Annotated in this window: 16 protein-coding genes and 1 pseudogene; 13 read left to right on the top strand and 4 right to left on the bottom strand. The window is 66.6% G+C overall.

Going from position 1 to position 18449, the window contains the following annotated elements; genetic code table 11:
* Window positions 1–479 (top strand): annotated as a pseudogene (locus K0S66_RS14230) (hypothetical protein); the annotation flags it as partial.
* Window positions 472–1500: a glycosyltransferase family 4 protein gene (locus K0S66_RS14225; protein WP_301076133.1), complete on the top strand. Its 1029-nt coding sequence runs from the start codon at window positions 472–474 to the stop codon at window positions 1498–1500. The pseudogene K0S66_RS14230 and the gene K0S66_RS14225, both read left to right, overlap by 8 nt.
* Here K0S66_RS14225 and K0S66_RS14220 read toward each other — a convergent pair.
* Entirely contained in the window at window positions 1449–2888 is a 1440-nt protein-coding gene (locus tag K0S66_RS14220; RefSeq protein ID WP_301076132.1) for a hypothetical protein, read from the bottom strand. The genes K0S66_RS14225 and K0S66_RS14220 overlap by 52 nt on opposite strands.
* A gap of 208 nt (window positions 2889–3096) precedes the next feature.
* Between K0S66_RS14220 and K0S66_RS14215 the strand changes: the two genes are divergently transcribed.
* The 4 genes from K0S66_RS14215 to K0S66_RS14200 all read left to right on the top strand — a co-directional run bounded on the left by K0S66_RS14215 (window position 3097) and on the right by K0S66_RS14200 (window position 6806).
* Window positions 3097–3675: a putative colanic acid biosynthesis acetyltransferase gene (locus tag K0S66_RS14215; protein ID WP_301076131.1), complete on the top strand. Its 579-nt coding sequence runs from the start codon at window positions 3097–3099 to the stop codon at window positions 3673–3675.
* Window positions 3672–4892, top strand: a complete 1221-nt coding sequence (locus tag K0S66_RS14210; protein WP_301076130.1) for a glycosyltransferase — start codon at window positions 3672–3674, stop codon at window positions 4890–4892. The genes K0S66_RS14215 and K0S66_RS14210 overlap by 4 nt, the downstream gene beginning before the upstream one ends.
* 64 nt (window positions 4893–4956) lie before the next feature.
* Window positions 4957–5385 carry a hypothetical protein gene (locus K0S66_RS14205; protein ID WP_301076129.1) on the top strand — a complete coding sequence of 143 codons (429 nt, stop codon included), beginning with the start codon at window positions 4957–4959 and terminating at the stop codon, window positions 5383–5385.
* Window positions 5382–6806 (top strand): SGNH/GDSL hydrolase family protein, encoded by a 1425-nt coding sequence (locus K0S66_RS14200; RefSeq protein WP_301076128.1) that lies wholly within the window; start codon window positions 5382–5384, stop codon window positions 6804–6806. The genes K0S66_RS14205 and K0S66_RS14200 overlap by 4 nt, the downstream gene beginning before the upstream one ends.
* A gap of 27 nt (window positions 6807–6833) precedes the next feature.
* Here the strand turns inward: K0S66_RS14200 and K0S66_RS14195 are convergent, their stop codons facing one another.
* On the bottom strand, window positions 6834–7367 hold the full coding sequence (locus K0S66_RS14195; protein ID WP_301076127.1) for a hypothetical protein: 534 nt from the start codon (window positions 7365–7367) through the stop codon (window positions 6834–6836).
* 240 nt (window positions 7368–7607) lie between these two features.
* Here K0S66_RS14195 and K0S66_RS14190 point away from each other — a divergent pair, with 240 nt between their 5' ends.
* From K0S66_RS14190 to K0S66_RS14180, 3 genes are all read left to right on the top strand, one after another.
* Complete coding sequence (locus tag K0S66_RS14190) at window positions 7608–10754, top strand: TonB-dependent receptor (RefSeq protein ID WP_301076126.1); 3147 nt, start codon at window positions 7608–7610, stop codon at window positions 10752–10754.
* Window positions 10755–11130: 376 nt separating this feature from the next.
* Complete coding sequence (locus tag K0S66_RS14185) at window positions 11131–11388, top strand: hypothetical protein (RefSeq protein WP_301076125.1); 258 nt, start codon at window positions 11131–11133, stop codon at window positions 11386–11388.
* 148 nt (window positions 11389–11536) lie between these two features.
* The gene (locus tag K0S66_RS14180; RefSeq protein ID WP_301076124.1) at window positions 11537–11794 is read left to right on the top strand and encodes a hypothetical protein; all 258 of its coding nucleotides are present in this window, start codon (window positions 11537–11539) and stop codon (window positions 11792–11794) included.
* A gap of 41 nt (window positions 11795–11835) precedes the next feature.
* Here the strand turns inward: K0S66_RS14180 and K0S66_RS14175 are convergent, their stop codons facing one another.
* Window positions 11836–12879, bottom strand: a complete 1044-nt coding sequence (locus K0S66_RS14175; RefSeq protein ID WP_301076123.1) for a hypothetical protein — start codon at window positions 12877–12879, stop codon at window positions 11836–11838.
* Between the two features lie 55 nt (window positions 12880–12934).
* On the opposite strand from K0S66_RS14175, the gene K0S66_RS14170 reads away from it, so the two are divergent.
* Window positions 12935–14239: an aspartyl/asparaginyl beta-hydroxylase domain-containing protein gene (locus tag K0S66_RS14170; RefSeq protein WP_366520836.1), complete on the top strand. Its 1305-nt coding sequence runs from the start codon at window positions 12935–12937 to the stop codon at window positions 14237–14239.
* Between the two features lie 21 nt (window positions 14240–14260).
* On the opposite strand, the gene K0S66_RS14165 is transcribed toward K0S66_RS14170, so the two are convergent.
* The gene (locus K0S66_RS14165) at window positions 14261–16444 is read right to left on the bottom strand and encodes an AsmA family protein (RefSeq protein WP_301076121.1); all 2184 of its coding nucleotides are present in this window, start codon (window positions 16442–16444) and stop codon (window positions 14261–14263) included.
* Between the two features lie 108 nt (window positions 16445–16552).
* Between K0S66_RS14165 and rpmI the strand changes: the two genes are divergently transcribed.
* The 3 genes from rpmI to pheS all read left to right on the top strand — a co-directional run bounded on the left by rpmI (window position 16553) and on the right by pheS (window position 18438).
* Complete coding sequence (gene rpmI / locus K0S66_RS14160) at window positions 16553–16756, top strand: 50S ribosomal protein L35 (RefSeq protein WP_046407959.1); 204 nt, start codon at window positions 16553–16555, stop codon at window positions 16754–16756.
* Between the two features lie 17 nt (window positions 16757–16773).
* Window positions 16774–17145: a 50S ribosomal protein L20 gene (rplT, locus tag K0S66_RS14155; RefSeq protein WP_301076120.1), complete on the top strand. Its 372-nt coding sequence runs from the start codon at window positions 16774–16776 to the stop codon at window positions 17143–17145.
* A gap of 186 nt (window positions 17146–17331) precedes the next feature.
* On the top strand, window positions 17332–18438 hold the full coding sequence (gene pheS / locus K0S66_RS14150; RefSeq protein ID WP_301076119.1) for a phenylalanine--tRNA ligase subunit alpha: 1107 nt from the start codon (window positions 17332–17334) through the stop codon (window positions 18436–18438).
* The last annotated feature ends 11 nt before the right edge of the window (window positions 18439–18449 follow it).

Below are 18449 nucleotides of genomic sequence, written 5' to 3'. Positions count from 1 at the left end.
GTACCGTGGCGCGACTGGGCACGGCGGGGATCAACATGATCAACAACAGTGTGGTCAGCGAATATGCCGCGCTTCATGGCAAGGGCGACCGCAAGGCTGCGTCATCGCTGTTCCGCTGGCATGTCGGCGTCACGTTGGTCGCGACGCTTGGCTATGCCGTTGCCATCATCCTGATCGCGCCCGCGATTGTCGCGGTGCTGACGCATGATGCCGTGCGCGTCGCCGAGCCCTTCCTCACATGGCTGGCAATGGCAGTCGCTGCGGAGATGATCTGGTCGGCGCTGTTCAGCCCGGTGGCGGCGATCAACCGGCATTCTCGCCTCACCATCGGCTTTGCGGTGGTCGCGGGGGCGGGTGTGGCGCTGGCGTGGCTCCTCGCGCCACGGCTCGGGCTGAGCGGGCTGGCGCTCGCCATGCTCGGCGCGCACCTAGCGATGATCGTGATCTGCGTGCGAGCGCGGCGGCGGCAGGATGGCTAGGCCCCGCGATGATCGCCGGATCGTGTTCCTCGGCATCAGCGCGACCGGTCATGGCGGCATTCAGGCGTTCAACCGCCGGGTTGCCGCAGGGCTGGCGACGCTGGACAATCGCGTCGACGTGGCGATGCGCGCTGACCAAGGAACGGGGGCATTCGCACGCGCCGCGCTTCGCCTGCTGCCCACGGCTGACCTGCTGTTGCTGGGGCACGTCAATCTGCTGCCGCTGGCGCTGCTTCATCGACTGGTGCGGCCGGGGGGACGCCGCATCCTGTTCGCGCATGGCATCGAGATATGGGGCGATCCCGCCTATCGCCGCGTGCGCCGCTGGGAGCCGGCCATGCTACGCGGCGCGATCGACCAAGTGGCGGTCGTTAGCGGGTATTCGCGCGATCGCATGGCCGAGGCGTTCGGGCTGTCTGCGGCGCGGTTCACGCTGTTCCCCAACGCCGTCGACCTTCCGGCCGAGCCGACGCCCCCTGCGGCGCGGCGGCAACGGCTGGTGCTGGCGGTCAGCCGGCTGGGCGCGGGGGAGCGCGAGAAGCATCTTGATGCGCTGATCCGCGCGTTGCCGCTGGTGCCTGATGCGCGGCTGACGATCGTGGGGGAAGGGGCGCTGCGCGAGGAGCTGGCGCGGCTGGCGCAGGAGGTTGGCGTCGGTGCGCGTGTCGACCTGCCCGGGGCGCTGGGTGCAGCGGCACTGGCGCACGCCAATGCGACCGCCAGCGTCTTTGCGCTTCCGTTGTCGAAGGAAGGCTTCGGTATCGTCTATCTGGAGGCATGGGCGAACGGGCTGCCGGTGATCGGATCGCGCTTTGGAGCTGGCGGGGAGGTGATTCGCGATGGCGTGGACGGCTTCACCGTTGATCCGGCGGACATTCCGTCTTTGGCCGATCGGATGCAGCGCCTGCTGGATGATCCGTCACTCGCCCAGGCAATGGCGGTGGCGGGCCGGGCGCGGGTGGCGCGCGATTATTCCGGGCCGGCGTTCGTCGCCAATCTGCGCGCGCTGATCGGGTCGTAACCCTCCTCGTTGTCTGCACGACGCGGCCGCCGCGCGGTCAGCAACAGCGCGCCGCCGACGATCAGGATGAACAGGAAGCTGCGGCAGAAGAACGACAGCGTAGTGCTGGCTTCGCGCTCCGCCAGAAACGCGGTCGCCGCCAGGAGGAACACCGCCCAGACGTTGCCCGGCAATCGCCCGCCGACATAATCCAGCGCGGTGAAGCTGAGCGCGACGATCGCGCCCGGCAACAGCAGCACGCCGGCCAAGCCAAAGGCGGCCAGGCTGCTCGCGATCAGCCCCACCACTGGGAGCGCGATCGATCCCCGTGCGCGAAAACCGTAATGCCAGGCGATCCGGTCAGGCGCGGTGACCAGCGTTTTCTTGATCAGGAAACCGGGCAGCAGCGTTTCGGCGGGATCGCGCCACAGGTCCGCGCCGCCCATTGCGCCGCGCTCTCCGATCGCGCGGGCGACCTGGTCGATCGGCTGGATCATCGTGAAGCGTTCGCTGTTCCAGGTCAGCGGATAGACGTAGCTGTCGCGCCACGCGAAGCGATAGCTGGTCGCGATCCGTGCCTGCGCCGCATCGAGGCTCGCGGGCTGGAAATCATGCGCGCGCAGCACCGCCCAGGTCGCCGCGATCCGTTCGGGCCCGCGTACCGCCGGATCGGCGCGCACGATCTGGATCGCCGGCACGATCAGGCCGATGACCAGCGCTGCGGCAAGCCCGGTCGGGACCGCCCAGCGCCAGCGGATCCGCCCATCGAGCGCCACCAACGTCAGCGCCACGACGAACACGAAATCGAAGAGCGTCCGCTTGGTATTGTCGGCCAGGGTCAACGCCAGGATCGCCGCCGCCATCCCCGCGAGCACCAGTCGGTGCCGCCGCTGATCGGGCAGGCGGATGACGAGTGCGGCCTGCATTGCGGCGCCCAGCATCAGCAGCGGGTAAAAGGTGCCGAAGCCGCCGAACCCGCCAGCGGTGAAGCCGCCATCAACCGCGGTGGCCCGAAACTGCGTCTGCAGGAACAGGAACATTGCCCCTAGTGCAAAGACCGGCAGCGCGAAGCGGCGCAGGTTCGGGATGTGCCCCGTCACCCGGCGCAGATCGCGCGCGAAGCGCGACGGCCGGCGCAGTCCCTGGCTCAACCCGTAGCCGATGGTGATCGAACCAAAGCCGGCGAGGAGATAGGCGGCGGACAGATCCGGCACGTGCAGGTTAGTTTGCACCGGCTGGCCGGCGAGCGTCTTCACCACCAGCGCACCGCTGCCGAAATAAACGGTCATGATCGCGTAAAGGCCGTCCGACACGCGCCATTCGCCACGTGCCAGCGGCAGCAGCGCCGCGGCGGCGATCAGCAGCAGGATCGCGAGCACCCATGGGTCGGCGCGCAGCGCCAGTTGCACGCCCCCAGTGTGGCCAGCGCCAGCAGATATAGCCAGCCAAGCGCGCTCATCGGCGATCCAGCACTCCCCCCGTTTTCATCAGCCTAGGCGGCGGGCGTGCAGCCGTCGAGGGCGCCACGCGACGGCATTAATTATGGTTAACATGAGCAATTGCGCCGGCCGCGCGAGCGCCCTAGCGTCCCGGCCGGGGAGCAAGGGGGCAGAAGGAATGACGCAGCCGCATGATGCGCGGGCCGCGCCGTTGTGGGAGAGGGGCGCCAGCTTCCCGCTCCGCAATCGGCTGTACCGCGCCGGCTGGGCGGTTGCTTGGCTGCTGCTGGTACGCTGGACCCCACCGCCACTGCGCCAATGGCGCCGGCTCGTGCTGCGTGCCTTTGGCGCACGGGTCGCGCGGACCGCCAACATCTATGGCAGCGCGCGTATCTGGTCGCCGGCCAATCTGGCGATCGGCGATCACGCGACGATCGGGCCGGGCGCGCACATCTATTCGATAGGACAGGTGACCATCGGGCGCTTCGCGATCATCTCGCAGCGGGCGCATCTGTGCGCCGGTACGCACGATATCGAGGATGCCGGCTTTGCCTTGCAGACGCGGCCGATCACCATCGGCGCGCGGGCGTGGGTCGCGGCGGAGGCGTTCGTCGGCCCCGGGGTCACCGTTGGCGAGGGCGCAGTTCTGGGCGCGCGCGGCTGTGCCTGGCGCGATCTGGCGCCGTGGACGGTGTATCGCGGCAACCCGGCGACGGCGATCCGCCCACGGCACATCCGCTTCGGCGATCCGGCATGACGCGCATCCTGCGGATCATCAACAGCGCCGATCCGCGTGAGGGCGGCCCGATCGAGGGTGCGCGCCGGCTTGGCGAAATATGGGCGCGGCAGGGGCATCGGCAGGATATGCTGACGCTCGATCCTCCGGACGAACTTCACCTGCCCGATTATCCCGGGCAGATCGTGCCGCTGGGTCCGCCGCGAGGCCGCGGCCTTCGACAGCGGTATCGCTACGCCCCCGCGATGGTGCCGTGGCTGCGTCGTCACGCGGGCGATTATGACGCGGTGATCGTCTCGGGCCTATGGCGCTACGCGGCGCGGGGGGCGGCCAAGGCGCTCGCGGGCAGCCCGGTACCCTATTTCGTCTTTCCGCACGGCATGCTCGATCCCTGGTTCCGCCAGACTATGCCGCTGAAGCACCTTGGGAAGCAGGTGAGCTGGTGGTGGGCGGAAGGGCCGCTGCTCGCCGGCGCGAAGGCGGTGCTGTTCACCAGCGAGGAGGAGCGCCGCCGCGCGGAAAATGCGTTTCGTCCCTGGCGGGTGAACGCGGCGGTCGCACCTTATGGGACGAGCGATATCGATCCGGGTTTGAGTGGCGACCCGGCTGGCGATGGCGCCGGAGCGGCCCTTGGGGACGCAGGCGCGCAGATCGAGGCCTTCCGCCGTCTGCTCCCGGCGCTGGGCCAGCGCCCATTCCTGCTCTTTCTCGGCCGCATCCACCCGAAGAAGGGCTGCGATCTGCTGCTGCAGGCATTTGCCACCATCGCGCAGGACGATCGCGGCACCGACCTGGTGATTGCCGGTCCGGATCAGGTCGGGCTGGTGGCGACCCTTCGCGAACTGGCGTCGCGCCGCGGGGTGGCGGATCGCGTGCACTTTCCCGGCATGTTGTCCGGCGCGGCAAAGGCGGGAGCGCTGCGCGGAGCATCGGCATTCGTGTTGCCATCGCATCAGGAAAATTTCGGTATTGCCGTGGCGGAGGCGCTGGCGGCGGGCACGCCGGTGCTGGTCAGCGATCAGGTGGCGATCTGGCGTGAAATCCTGGCCGATGGCGCCGGGATGGTGGCGCCCGCAACGGCCGCGGACACGGCAGCGATGCTGGCCCGCTTCGGCGCGCTGCCGGTGCGGCAACGCGCGCTGATGGGCCGGCGCGCGCGGCATTGCTTCACCACCCGCTTTCGCATCGACGAGGCGGCCGACCACCTCCTGCGTCTGGTCGAGCAGCACCGCGCCTGATCGCGACTGTCCTACACGCCACCGTCCAATGTAGAACATAGCGCGAACATAATGGAGGCGCGCGATGGTGGCGGAAGTGGAAGTACCGGCAGGGTTCGTGCCGCAATATGCGATGGCGTTCGGCGCGGTGGATGGGCCCGCGGTGGCGGTGCAGACGGATAATCCGCTTCCGGTGCGCGCGGTGCGTCGCCCGGCGGAGGCGGCCGCGCTGGCCGGAACGATGGCGACCAGCGGGGTGGCGGGCCCGTTCGTGCCTGAGCTTGATCGGCCGATCTGGCTCAGCCTGTCAGGCGACTGGCAGGGTCGGGTTGACCTGCTCCGATCGGTCGATGGCGGGGCGACGATGCTGCCGCTGACGATCGCCGGCGAACGCTGGGGGCGATATAGTGCGAACGCCAATGAAGCGGTGGGGGGCGAGAGTGAAGCGGGGGCGGCCTATTACCTGTCCGTCGCGCTGCACGGCGGCACGCTGGCCTATCGGGTGGCGCAATGAATGGCCACGATCCGATCGCCCGGGGGCTGGCGACACAGGCACGCGCCGCGACTCGGGCGGCGGTGCGTCATGCGCCCTTGCTGCGCGCGGCAGACATGGCGGCGGGGCGTAACCCGGCCACGTTGCCGCCATGGCTTGCACCGCCGGCCTATGCACCCGGCGCGGCCTATGCGGCGGGGCAGGTGGTCGCGAACGGGGGCAATTGGTACATGTGCGGGATCGCCGGTACCGCGCCGGCGAGCGGACCGGGGCCGACCGCCAGCCACAACGGGCAATATCAGCCGGATGGCGCAGGCGGCCTCTACTGGACGTCTCTTGGGGGCGCTCGACTCGCTGATCCCGGAGATGGCGCACCAATGGTCGCCCTGTTGAGCAGCAATCCCGCGCTAGGCGCCAATTGGCTGCCAGCGTCCTGTCCGGGCGCCTATGCCGTGCGCGGCGCGCGGCCCGCGCCGCTACGCACCAGTTTCTGGTCGCTGGAAACTGTCGAGGCGAAGGCGGGGACCATGATGTGCCCAGGCGCCTCGGTCGCCTTCTGCTGCGACGGCGATCGGCTGGCGCTGTTTCTTCCCGCCAATTCGGCGCAGCTGCGCGTGATCGTCGAAGGACGTTATCTCTCGCCGGGCAGCCTGGTGATCGGCGGGCAGGACCAATGGCTGATGATCGACTGGAGCGGCAGCAGCGGGCGGCGGATGCGCCATTATGAAGTTGAGGCGGGGAAAAGCGCAGCCCAGTTCGGCTGTGTCCAGGCCGGTTTATCCGCAATCGTCACAGCGCCCGAAACTGCCGAGCCGCGCCTTGTCGTCATCGGCGACAGCTACAATGCTGGTTCGTCCTACGGCCCATGGCTAGCGGGCGGATCGATCGCGCAACTTTTGGCGAAGCGGCTTGGGTGGCGCGACACGTGGAACCTGTCGATCGGCGGCACCGGCTATTGTAACCGTGCGGCTGGCGGCCTGCGTACTTTTGGCGAACGGGTGCCCCAGGCGCTGGCGCTTCTCCCCGACGCCGTGCTGCTGATGGGATCGACCAACGACGCGGGGTATGCGCCGGCGGCCGTCGAGGCGGCGGCGCTGGCCACGGTGCGCGCGCTGCGGGCCGGCACGCCCGCGCCGATCATCGTCGTGGGTGTTCCCTCGATCAACCTGCCTGGCGTCGTCGCGACAGAACAGGCTTTGGCCGCAGCGGTGCGCGCTGCCGACGACCCGCTGACCTTCTTCGTCCCGGTCAGCACGGCGAGCCCGCCCTGGGTCCTGGGCCACTGGAACAACGCCGCCGGGGTGCCCGGGGGCATCACCAACGCGCCGTTATATCTCGCGGCGGACAATGTTCATCCGCCGGAGATCGGCTTTGATTATTATGCGCAGCGCATCGAACAGGCGATTCGCGCGTCGGTATTGCCAGCGCTCGTCAGCCCTTGAATGCTGCGTGCGCTGGCCCGCTTGCGGTCAGCGCACGCGCATCCCGCGATACGTCTTTCCGTCGACGTTCAGGAAGTAATTACCCATCACTCCCTTGCGGATACGGATCTTCGCGCCCGGCTTGGGCGGGAAGGGCATCGGATCGGTCGTCACCCAGACTGCGCCCGACTCATCGCCCAGCCGAATCTCGACACGATTGTTGGCAAGCGACTTCACCGCCGCGACAGTCGTGTTGATCTCGGCGAAATCCTCCTTCTGCTCGTCGGCATCAGGCTCGCCGAACAGGTCGATCCGCGGCAGCGTGAAGCCGAACAGCGAACGCCGCGCCTTGCGCACGTCGGTCCGGTCGACGATCCGCACGTCCTTCGCCTTTACTGCCTGTTCCAGTGCAGCCGCCGCTTTGTCGAAGCAGGCGAGCCGCTGCTCAGCATCAGTCAACGCGCGGCATTGTGCAAAGGATTGAAGAACGCGCTGTCCGGCCACGTCCGGCTCCGCGGCGTTAGCACTTCCCGCGATCATCATGGCGCCCGCGCCAGCTACCAGAACGCCCCACCGTGCCATTTTGCATCTCCCTGAACTTGTTCGGGGATAGAGTGTGTCGCGAAAACGGACAAGGCGGACAGGAAACTGTTGCCTTCCTGTTACACCCGCGCCGCAATGTTGCAGCTGCGTTGAGCAAACATTGCGGCAGGATGAATAGCGCTCTAGCCGTTGACCTATGTGGGTCGGTCTTGGTCGATCGCACATTTGGGAATGCCGCAAAACCGGGTTCAAACCGGGGCAACAAAAAGGGAAAAATGCATGCGCACAAATCTTCGTTCGCGCCTGTTGACGACGACGCTGTTCGTCGGCGCCGTGATGGCGTCGGGTACCGCGTTCGCGCAGGACGCCGATCCCGCAAGTCAGCCGAAGACTGGTATCCAGAGCAACGATCCTGCTGCGCCTGCTGCCGGCATTTCCAGCCAGGACGCCGCTCCTCCGGCCGCTGACAACACCACCGGCGACATCGTCGTCACCGGCACCCTGATCCGCAACCCTAACCTCATCGCGTCCAGCCCGATCACGGTTGTCGGCCAGGAAGAGCTTAGCCTGCGTCAGACCAACACCGCCGAGCAGGTCCTGCGCGACCTCCCGGGCAACGTTGCGTCGATCGGTTCGGCCGTGAACAACGGCAACGGCGGTTCGTCCTATGCCGACCTTCGTGGTCTCGGCTCGTTCCGTAACGTCGTTCTGCTCGACGGCAGCCGTATCGCCCCGTCGGGCCTCGTCGGCCGCGTCGATCTGAACAACATCCCGCTCGCTCTCGTTGAGCGCGTCGACTCGCTGACCGGCGGCGCTGCCACCACCTACGGCGCAGACGCCGTGTCGGGCGTGATCAACTTCATCACCCGTTCGGACTTCTCGGGCGTCGAGGCAAATGTCTCGAACCAGATCACCGAGCGTGGCGATGGCGCCTACTTCCGTGCCGACCTAACCATCGGCGCCAACATGGATGACGGCCGCGGCAACGTGGTTCTGTCGGTTGGCTACCAGCAGGCCGACCCGGTCTACCAGGGCGATCGCGACTTCTCGATCCTCGCGCTGAACTCCTTCACGCCGAACAACCTGGCACTCGCCGGTTCGGGCACCTCGGTTCCCTCGACGATCTCCGGCACGCGCCCGATCGATCCGGCAACCGGCCAGCCCAGCACCAATCCCGCGGTGTTGAACGGCTCGCTGCGCCAGATCAACCCGACGACGGGTCAGGCAGTCGCGGCTTATGCGCCGTACAACTTCAGCCCGTTCAACATCTTCCAGACGCCGTTCGAGCGGTACAACATCTACGCTGCTGGCCGCTATGAACTGGCGGACAACATCGAAGTGTACAGCCGCGGCCTGTTCTCGAAGAACACCGTTGAGACGATCATCGCACCGTCGGGCTCGTTCGGCGTGCCGATCGCCGTGCCGCTGTCGAACCCGTACCTGCCGACCGCGCTGCGCAACCAGATCTGCGCGTTCAACATCGCTCCGGTCGTCAACGGTGTCGTCAGCGGTTACACGCCGCGCTTCGACGCTAACGAGTGCGCCGCTGCAGCAGTCGCGACCGATCCCAACGATCCGAACTTCCGCACCGCGAACGTGAACCTGTCGCGTCGTACCCCGGAAGTCGGTCCGCGCATCGGCCGCTACACCACGACGATCTTCGACTATAAGGCCGGTATCCGCCTCGGCATCACCGACTCGATCAACCTCGACGTGTCGGGCGCCTATGGTGAGTCGGAGCTCGACAACACCTCGCAGAACTACACGCTGAACTCGCGCTTCCAGGCAGCTGCCTACGCGACCAGCACCACGGCGTGCCTTGCCTCGGGTCCGGGTCGTCCGGCCACCGCGGCGTCGATCGGCGCTGGCTCGGGCTGCGTTCCGGTCAACATCTTCGGTCCGGAAGGCTCGATCAACGGGGCGCAGACGCGTTACCTGACGGCGGAAAGCACCACCACGGTCCGCACCACCCTGACTCAGGCGCGTGCGCTTCTGTCGGGCGACCTGGGCTTCACGAGCCCGTGGGCAGCTGAGCCGATCGGCTTCGCAGCTGGCGCGGAATATCGTGAGTATCAGGCATCGCAGCGCGCCGACTCGCTCGCCCAGGCGAACGACCTCGGTGGTGCCGGTGGCGCCTCGCCGAACATCGACGGCGGTTACAAGGTGTACGAGGGCTACGGCGAAATCATCGCGCCGCTCGTCGCTGACGTCCCGGGCTTCCGCAGCCTGACCCTCGAAGCTGGCATCCGTTACTCCAGCTACGAGATCAAGACGCCGACCGCGCCGAAGTTCGACACCACGACCTGGAAGGCCGGCGGTAGCTGGGAGCCGTTCGACGGCCTCAAGATCCGCGGTAACTACCAGCGCGCGGTTCGTGCACCGAACATCAGCGAGCTGTTCTCGCCGCTGAACACCGTGCTGACCAACCTGGGTACCGATCCGTGCGCGGGTCAGGCTCCGGTGACCAACGCGGCGCTGCGTGCGGTCTGCCTTGCGCAGGGTGCACCGGCCGGCACGATCGGTTCGATCGAGAACCCGACCTCGGGTCAGGCCAACATCACCACCGGTGGTAACCTGAACCTGCGTCCGGAAACGTCGAACTCGTACACCGTTGGTGCGGTGATCCAGCCGAACCAAATCCCTGGTTTCTCGTTCGCGGTCGACTATTACAACATCAAGGTTGACGGCGCGATCACCACGCCGACCGTGGGCGACCTCGTCAGCGCCTGCTTCAACAACCTGAGCACGACCAGCGCGGCCTGCACCAGCATCCGCCGTAACTCGGTCACCGGCGGCCTCGACGGTCTCCCGGCGCTGGCTCCGGGCCTGTTCGGCGTGCTGTCGAACCTGGGTGTGCTGCAGACCGACGGTATCGACCTCAACGTCAACTACCGTCGTGACCTGGGCTTTGCGAAGCTGAACCTCAGCTTCCAGGGCAACTGGACCAACCGGTCGCAGTTCCAGGCGACGCCGACCTCGATCAATCGTGAGTGCGTCGGCTTCTACTCTGTCAACTGCTCGTACACCGGTTCGCTGCAGCCGGAGTTCTCGTGGAACAGCCGCGCGACCTTCAGCTTCGAGAACGTCGACTTCTCGGTGCTGTGGCGTCACATCGACGGCTTCCGTCAGGAGCCGCTCGACGCAGAAGAGGGTGGTGCATATTACTCGGGTCCGGTCACGGCCCTCGGTGGTGGCAACTACGACTTCGCGCGCATCAAGTCGGCCGACTACATCGACATCGCGACCCGCGTTGGCGTGACCGACAACTTCGACTTCACGCTGACCGTGACCAACCTGTTCGACAAGGACCCGCCGATCGTCGGATCGAGCGCTGGTTCGACCTCGTACAACAGCGGCAACACCTATCCGTCGACCTTCGACGCGCTGGGCCGCCGCTATGCGATCGGTGCGCGCCTGAAGTTCTGATCTTTCACGATCAGATTGATCAAAGCGAAGGGGCAGGCCGAAAGGTCTGCCCCTTTTCTTTTGTGTCGTGGAGGCGGGGCGATGATCCCTAATCATCGGGCTGCCGATCTCTTGGCGTTGCAACAATCTGCCACGTTCAAGCGGAGGAAAGATGGTGAGAAGGACTCGCACGTCATTGAATTGACAGTGACCAGGAATGCCGTTTTACTTCCTTCAACTGCGCATGACCCGATTGGGTGTGTTTCTCGTGGTAGGCGCCATAGTGCTCTGCCCGAGCAGTCGTTCTTCGGGCCGCAAGACCGAACGATCGGTGGCCGCGCAGATACCGTCAGGACGGCCCCGCCGGTCTGGCACATATAGTGAAGGGACCTGATCGATGCTGACGCTCTTGCTCGCACTCCTTGCCGCCGCCCCTGACCAAGCGCCTGAAAAGCAGAGCAAGCGTGAGGTGGCGGAGCGGTCCGCCGATCCGGCCGACAAGGTCATTTGCAAACGTTTCCAGCGGATCGGCTCGCTGGTGGGGTCGGACCGCGTCTGCAAACCGAAGCGCGACTGGGACCGCGAGCGCGACGCCCTGCGCCAGCCGAGCCAGGCCGGCGCGTGCGGTATTTCGGGCACACCCGGCGCCTGCTGAACGCCAGAATGGGAATAGACAGGGACTGACACCGGCTCTGCCCATCGGCGCGTAACGCCGCCTGTCGCGTTCGCATCACCGATGCGGTGTCCAGGCAGGTCAGCCGATCAACGGCCTCGGCGATGACAACAGGCAAGGGACCTGATCGATGCTGACGCTGTTTCTTGCTCTCCTCGTTGCCGCCCCGGTGCAGGCTCCTGACAAGCCGAGCCGGCGCGACGTGGCCGAGCGATCAGCCGATCCGGCCGACAAGGTGATCTGCAAGCGTTTCCAGCGGATCGGCACGCTGGTCGGGTCGGACCGCGTCTGCAAGTCGAAGCGCGATTGGGATCGTGAGCGCGACGCCCTGCGCCAGCGAGATCACGCAATCTCATGCGGCGTCTCGGATGTGACTGGCCGCTGTTGAACAACGCCGCCGGTTGCGCCCGGGTCGAGCCGGCGCGAACGTCAGCTGATCAGCGGGGCTGGCGCGTCCAGGTCGATCCCGGCTGACTGGGCCACCACCGCCGCCCATTCCGCCACCTTGTGAATCTCATCGGCATGGGCCGCGGCGGCATCGCGATGCTCGGCGTCGCGCTCTGCCGTGCCGAATGCTTCGCCGGACTTGGAATGGCGGGTGAATACCGGCCCCGCCGCCACCGCCTGCGCGTCCTCAACGCTCAGCGGCTGGCGGAACAAGGCGCCCATCTCGGTCATCGCCGCCGCAGGATCGGCCAGCAGGCGTGTGCTGTCGAGCGAGCGTACCCGCGACGGGCCATAGCGGGCGATCATGTCGGCATAGAGCTGCTGCTGCGCCAGCCAGCCAAGCGCCGCCACCTGGAGGTCGGTCTGCTCCAGATAATCGCGTGTCGAAAAGCCCAGCCGGACCAGATTGTCGTCGAGCATTCCGGTCAGCAGCGTGCGGACCCAGCGTCGCCCGTCGATGCTCTTTTTCGCGATCGAGGCGAGATAAGTGCGCAGCGGCGCGTACATCACGATCGCACACGCGTCCGGCCGCAGCGCCAGGATCGCAGGCGCCAGTGCATTGATGACCGTCGATGGTTTCACGACCACCGCCTCGCCCGGCGCAAAGGGGCGCGCCAGCAGCGTCAGGACATTGTCCAGCACCGTCGCCATGTCCGCACCCTGGCCGCCGCGCCGGCGCCAGCCGACCAGGTCGTTCAGGATCATCGGTTCCTTCAGGCCCATCGCCCAGCCGGGCTTGTCGGTCGCGCGCGACAACAGGGTGGAACAGCAATAGCCGGAGTGGAAAAGGAAGTGGATCGGCGCGGCGCTGGGCGAGGTCGCCATCACATCGTCCCGCCGCAACACCACCGGGGTCAGGCCGCTGGGCAGGTGATCGTCGATGAGAAATGTGGTGGCGCGATGGATCTCGCGCGGTGCGGGAATGAAATGAATGGCGTCGTGGCCGGGATCATATCGATGCGCGAGCCATTGCGGATCGCGCGCGATGCCGATGAAGTCTGTCGAGGAAGCAAGCATAGCCGTCATGGTCGCTCCGATGTGGGCGCAAACAAGGTTAGTTGTCTAGCGCGCGGCCCGTGATATGCCGCTTGATGTGCAGCAATCAGCCATACAGCAGATGATCAGCCGGGCCGTGTCCGCCCAAAAGGCCGGACGACAGGGTGAGGCCATGGCATTGTTTCGCGAACTGCTTGCCAAGGGCGGCGAACAACCGGTTGCGCTGAACGCGCTGGGCATGGATGCGCTTGCCCGCCGCGACTTCGCGTCGGCAGTGTCCTTTTTCGCGCGCGCCGTTGCGGCGGATCCGACCGCCCCCGAGTTGCAGATGAACCTGGCCAAGGCGTATCGTGAGGGAGGCGACGCGGCTGGCGAGGAGCAGGCGCTGCTCGGCGCGCTGGCGATCGACCAGACGCATTTCATGGCGCTGGTGCGGCTCGCCGAATTGCATGAGCGCGCCGGCGATCTGCGCCGCGCGGCCGAACGGTGGACGAATGTGCTGGCGATCGCCGCCGGCATTGCGGAGCGGTCCCCCCCGCTCGAACTGATGCTGGAGCATGCGCGCGAAGTGGTGGCGCGGCAACATGCGAGCTTCTCCGATGCGCTCGACGCCGGGCTGGCGGCGGCGCGTGATGCGGCGGGACCGGCCGGTCGCCGCCGGTTCGACGCCTGCGTCGATCACGCGCTGGGTCGCCGCCGCATCTATGCCAACGAATGCCACGGCCTTCACTTCCCGTTCTTGCCGGCCGATGAATTCTTCGATCGTGATCATTTCCCCTGGATGGCGGAGATCGAGGCCGAAACCGATGTGATCCGTGCCGAGCTGGACGCGGTGCTGGCGGAGGATGCGGCACCGATCCGCCCCTATGTCGCGATGGATCCCGGCACGCCGCAGAACAAATGGTCGCCGCTCGATCATTCGCTCGCCTGGGGCGCGATGCATCTGTGGAAGGATGGCAAGCGCGACGACGCCGTGTGTGCGCGCTTCCCGCGCACCGCCGCTGCGATCGAGCGGCTGCCGCTGAGCGATCTGCCGGGCCGTACCCCGACGGTGTTCTTCTCGCTGCTGAAACCGGGCACGCATTTGCCTGCGCATACCGGGGTCAGCAACGTGCGCACGATCATCCATCTGCCGCTGATCGTTCCCGAGGGCTGCGAATTCCGCGTGGGCGGTGAAACGCGCCGCTGGGAGGAAGGCAAGGCCTGGGCGTTCGACGATACGATCGATCACGAGGCGTGGAACCGGTCGGACCGGATGCGCGCGATCCTCATCTTCGACGTATGGAATCCTTATATCACCGAAGAGGAGCGCGACCTGCTGCGCGCCTTCTACGCGCTGGCTGATCAGTCGGACACGGCGCCGGAAGGGGCGCTGCAGATCAGCGACTGACGCGCTGCGAGAGCTCGCGTCTCAGAAGATCCCCAGGAACTTCTTGCGCTGCTGCTTGCCGGGCTTTTCCTTGCCCTTTTCGTCCTTCGCCGTCGTGCCGCGGCCTACGTCGTCGCGTTTCTCGCCCTTGGTCGTGCGCTGCGCCTCGGCGCGCGCGCCGGCCAGCACCGGGCCGCATGCCGCCGATTTCGCATCCCCGATATCGACGAAGGCGAGCACGCCGGCGACCGGCGCCGCGACCAGCGCGAGGCCCAGCCCGACGCCGGCGCGACCGATCAGTTCCGGGCTGATGACGTTCAGCGTCGGAGCGGAGAAGTACCCGCCAATGCCAAGCGGCGACTGGCCGGAAAACAGGCTGAACTTCTTGGCGTCGGCGCGGATCGCATGGTCGATCGCCTCGGTGCGGAAGCTGAAGCCGCCGCGCCCCAGCATCACGTTCTTGCGCGTGTCGATCAGGATCGGGTCGGCCGCCGCGATGCCGCGGCGCACCGTATAGGCGATCAACCCGCAGTTGATGCTCACCGGTTCCTTCAGCTTGCCCGCGAACATCTTCTGCGCGAACGTGCCGATGTCGATTTCGGACAGCTGGACGTTGCGCGTCGACAGGCTGCCCTGCGGCATGACGAAGGCGATCCGGCCGCTCGACGTGGCGAGCGAATCGGCGATCGAATCACCGCGGCCGTTCAGCTGGACCCGGCCCTTTATCGTACCTGTCGTACCCGATTCCTCGACGCCCCAGCCGGCCAGCAAGCGCCCCATCGGCGTCGGCGCCAGGCGCAAGTCATATTTCACCAGACTCGGCCGCTGGCGGGTGTCGAACACGATGTCGCTGGCGACCTTGCCGCGCGCCATCGCAAAGTTGAACGGCGATAGCGCAAGCCGCCCGCGATCCAGATCAAGCGTCAGCTCCATGTTCGAAATCGGCACGCGGCGCGACTTCACCTGATCGACCGTCCAGACGAGATCGGCGTCGAAGGTGCGCATCTTCTCCACCGGCATGTCGTCATCCGGCAGTAGCTTGCGCGGGCCTGATCCGGTGGCCGCCGCCGCCGCGACCGCCCCCTTGGTCTCGACGATGTCGGGGTTGTAGCCGACCAGCACCGACGCATCGACGATATCTAGGCTGCGCGTACGGATGACCGAATCGAGGTGCAGCCGCTCCCCGTTCGTCACGGTCAGCTTGCCCGCAACATCGCTCTCGCCGACGGTCCCGGCGATGTTGGTGAAGCGATAGACCTCGCCGTCCTTCACCATCTGGCCCTTCAGCGCGTAACGCCGCGTCTCGGGCAGGACGACGCCGATGATGCCGAGCAGTTCGGACAGGTCCCGCCCGCGCGCACGGGTCTGCAACGGCACATTCTCGATTTCGGCCAACGAGGGCAGGGTGCCCGACACGTCGACCACGTTGTTCGCCGCCCAGGCGCGCGCCGTCAGCTTGTTCTCGCCGCGGTTCACCGTTGCGTCGGGCGACAGCAATTGCGCGGTGACGCGGAACGGCGTGTCGCGGATGCGCCCGGTGCCGCCGACCCGAACCGACTTGCCGATCTGCGCATCTTCCGAGCGGATATCCTCGATCCCGAGGTCGGCGAGCAGCCGCATGCGGGGATCGAGATAGCGCACCGTCGTGCCTTGCACCGTGGCGACATCGATTCGCGGGAATTCGAGCGGCTTGCCGCCCTTTTTCTCGCTGAACGTCCAGGTGTTGGTGGTGTGCCCGGGGTTCCACTCCAGGTCCGCTGCGCCGTTCTGCAGGTCCAGCCAATAGAACCGTCGCTTGCCGAACAGCAGCGACAGGGGCGCGATTCGCGTGTCGATCCGATCGGCGCGGAACAGATACGGCCGCGTCGCCCAGTCCGGATTGGCGATGGTGAAGCGCTCGGCGTAGAATTTGATCTTGAGCGGCGCGAAATACAGCTGGAAGTCGCCGCCGACACGCACCTCGCGGTTGGTCATGCGGCCGACGATCGTCTCGAACGGTCCCTTCAGGAACCGCCCCTTGGTGATGAACAGCACCAGCCACATGAGCGCCGGGACCGCGAGAATGGCGATGATGATGTTGCGCGCCAGATGGCGACGGCGCCGCTTATCCTGCGGCCCGCCGGGGGGCGGGGGCTTTGCCCCGGACAGCGCCGGCTGCCCATCATGGTGAGACGCCATGTCCATCAGCACCGGAAGCGCATGGCGCAGGCGTTGGTTGCATTTCACCCGCCCGCCAGCTATGCGCCCCGCTTCTTCCCAGCGAGGTATAAAGAATCGCCCGGCCATCAGGGCTGCCGCGGCGGTTCCAGTCTCGCTCGATTTGAAAGGACCAAAATGCCCAAGCTCAAGACCAAGAGCGGCGTCAAGAAGCGCTTCAAGCTCACCGCTTCCGGCCTGCTCAAGCATGGCGTCGCTGGCAAGCGCCACCGCCTCATCAGCCACAACAGCAAGTACATCCGCCAGAACCGCGGCACCAAGGTGCTGTCGAAGGCCGACACCGCCACGGTGAAGGCCTGGGCGCCGTACGGCCTGCGTTGAGCGAGAGGATTTAAGATATGGCACGCGTCAAGCGGGGCGTAACCACTCGCGCCAAGCACAAGAACATTCTGGAACAGGCCAAGGGTTACCGCGGCCGTCGCAAGAACACGATCCGCGTCGCGCGGCAGGCCGTCGAAAAGGCCGGCCAGTACGCGTATCGCGACCGCAAGGTTAAGAAGCGGACCTTCCGTGGTCTGTGGATCCAGCGCATCAACGCCGGCGTCCGCGCCGAGGGCCTGACCTACAGCCAGTTCATGCATGGCCTGAAGCTGGCCGGTGTCGAACTGGACCGGAAGGTCCTGGCCGACATCGCGATGCACGAAGGCGAAGCATTTAGCGCGCTGGTCGCTCAGGCGAAGAACGCGCTGCCGGAGGCAGCGGCCGCCTGATCTAGCACCTGCTGGATCAGGACGTCGCCAAGGCGGTGAGCGGGCAGCCCAGCTGTTCCTCTCGCCGCCGGGCGATGGTTCGGACCTGAAGCGACAGGAAGGGCGTGGGTGGCAACACCCGCGCCCTTTGCGTGTCTGGCGCATTCGCGACTAAAGCGCGTCTAACAACCCGCACGGGCGAGACTGATGACCGAAATTGACGACCTGAAAACGCACTTGCTGACCGCGATCGAGGCCGCGGCCGGGCTGGAGGCGCTGGAAACAGTGCGCGTCGACGCGCTGGGCAAGCAGGGCCGGGTCACCGCGCTGCTGAAGTCCATGGGCGGCCTCAGCCCCGAGGAGCGTCAGGTGAAGGGCCCGGCGATCCACGGCCTGCGCGAGGCGGTGACCAACGCCATCGCCAGCCGCAAGGCCGCGCTTGAGGCCCTCGCGCTGGAGGCGAAGCTCGCCGCCGAGCGGATCGACATGACGCTTCCGGTGGATGCGCCGCTCGCCGGCACGATCCACCCGGTCAGCCAGGTGATGGACGAACTGGCGGAGATCTTCGCGGACCTCGGCTTCGCGGTCGCCACCGGCCCGGAGATGGAGACCGACTGGCACAATTTCACCGCGCTCAACATTCCGGAAACGCATCCGGCGCGCGCGATGCACGACACCTTCTACCTCGCTGGCGATCATGTCCCGGAGGACCGCGAGCGCCCGCGTCTGCTGCGCACGCACACCTCGCCGGTGCAGATCCGCACCATGCTGGCGAACAAGCCGCCGATCCGCATCATCGCGCCCGGCCGCACCTATCGTAGTGACAGCGACGCGACCCACACGCCGATGTTCCACCAGGTCGAAGGGCTGGTGATCGACAAGGGCATCACGATGGGCCACCTCAAGTGGACGCTCGAGACGTTCCTGAAGGCATTCTTCGAGCGCGACGACATCGTGCTGCGCCTGCGCCCCAGCTACTTCCCCTTCACCGAGCCTTCAGCAGAGGTCGACGTCGGCTACACGCTGCAGAAGGGCAAGCGCGTGATCGGCGGCGGCGGTGACGTGCCGAACGGTGGCTGGATGGAAGTGCTCGGCAGCGGCATGGTCCACCCGAAGGTGATTGCCGCCTGCGGGCTCGATCCCGACGAGTGGCAGGGCTTCGCCTTTGGCTGCGGCATCGATCGTCTCGCCATGCTGAAATACGGCATGGACGATCTGCGCGCCTTCTTCGACGGCGATATCCGCTGGCTCAAGCATTATGGCTTCTCCGCCCTCGACGTCCCGACGCTGTCGGGCGGCGTCGGCGCGGCGTGATCGGACGACTG

It is taken from the genome of Sphingomonas sp. (assembly GCF_029239295.1).
Classification (GTDB): domain Bacteria; phylum Pseudomonadota; class Alphaproteobacteria; order Sphingomonadales; family Sphingomonadaceae; genus Sphingomonas.
Note: the sequence above shows the minus strand (reverse complement) of the source record. Positions and strands in the feature narration are given on the sequence as shown.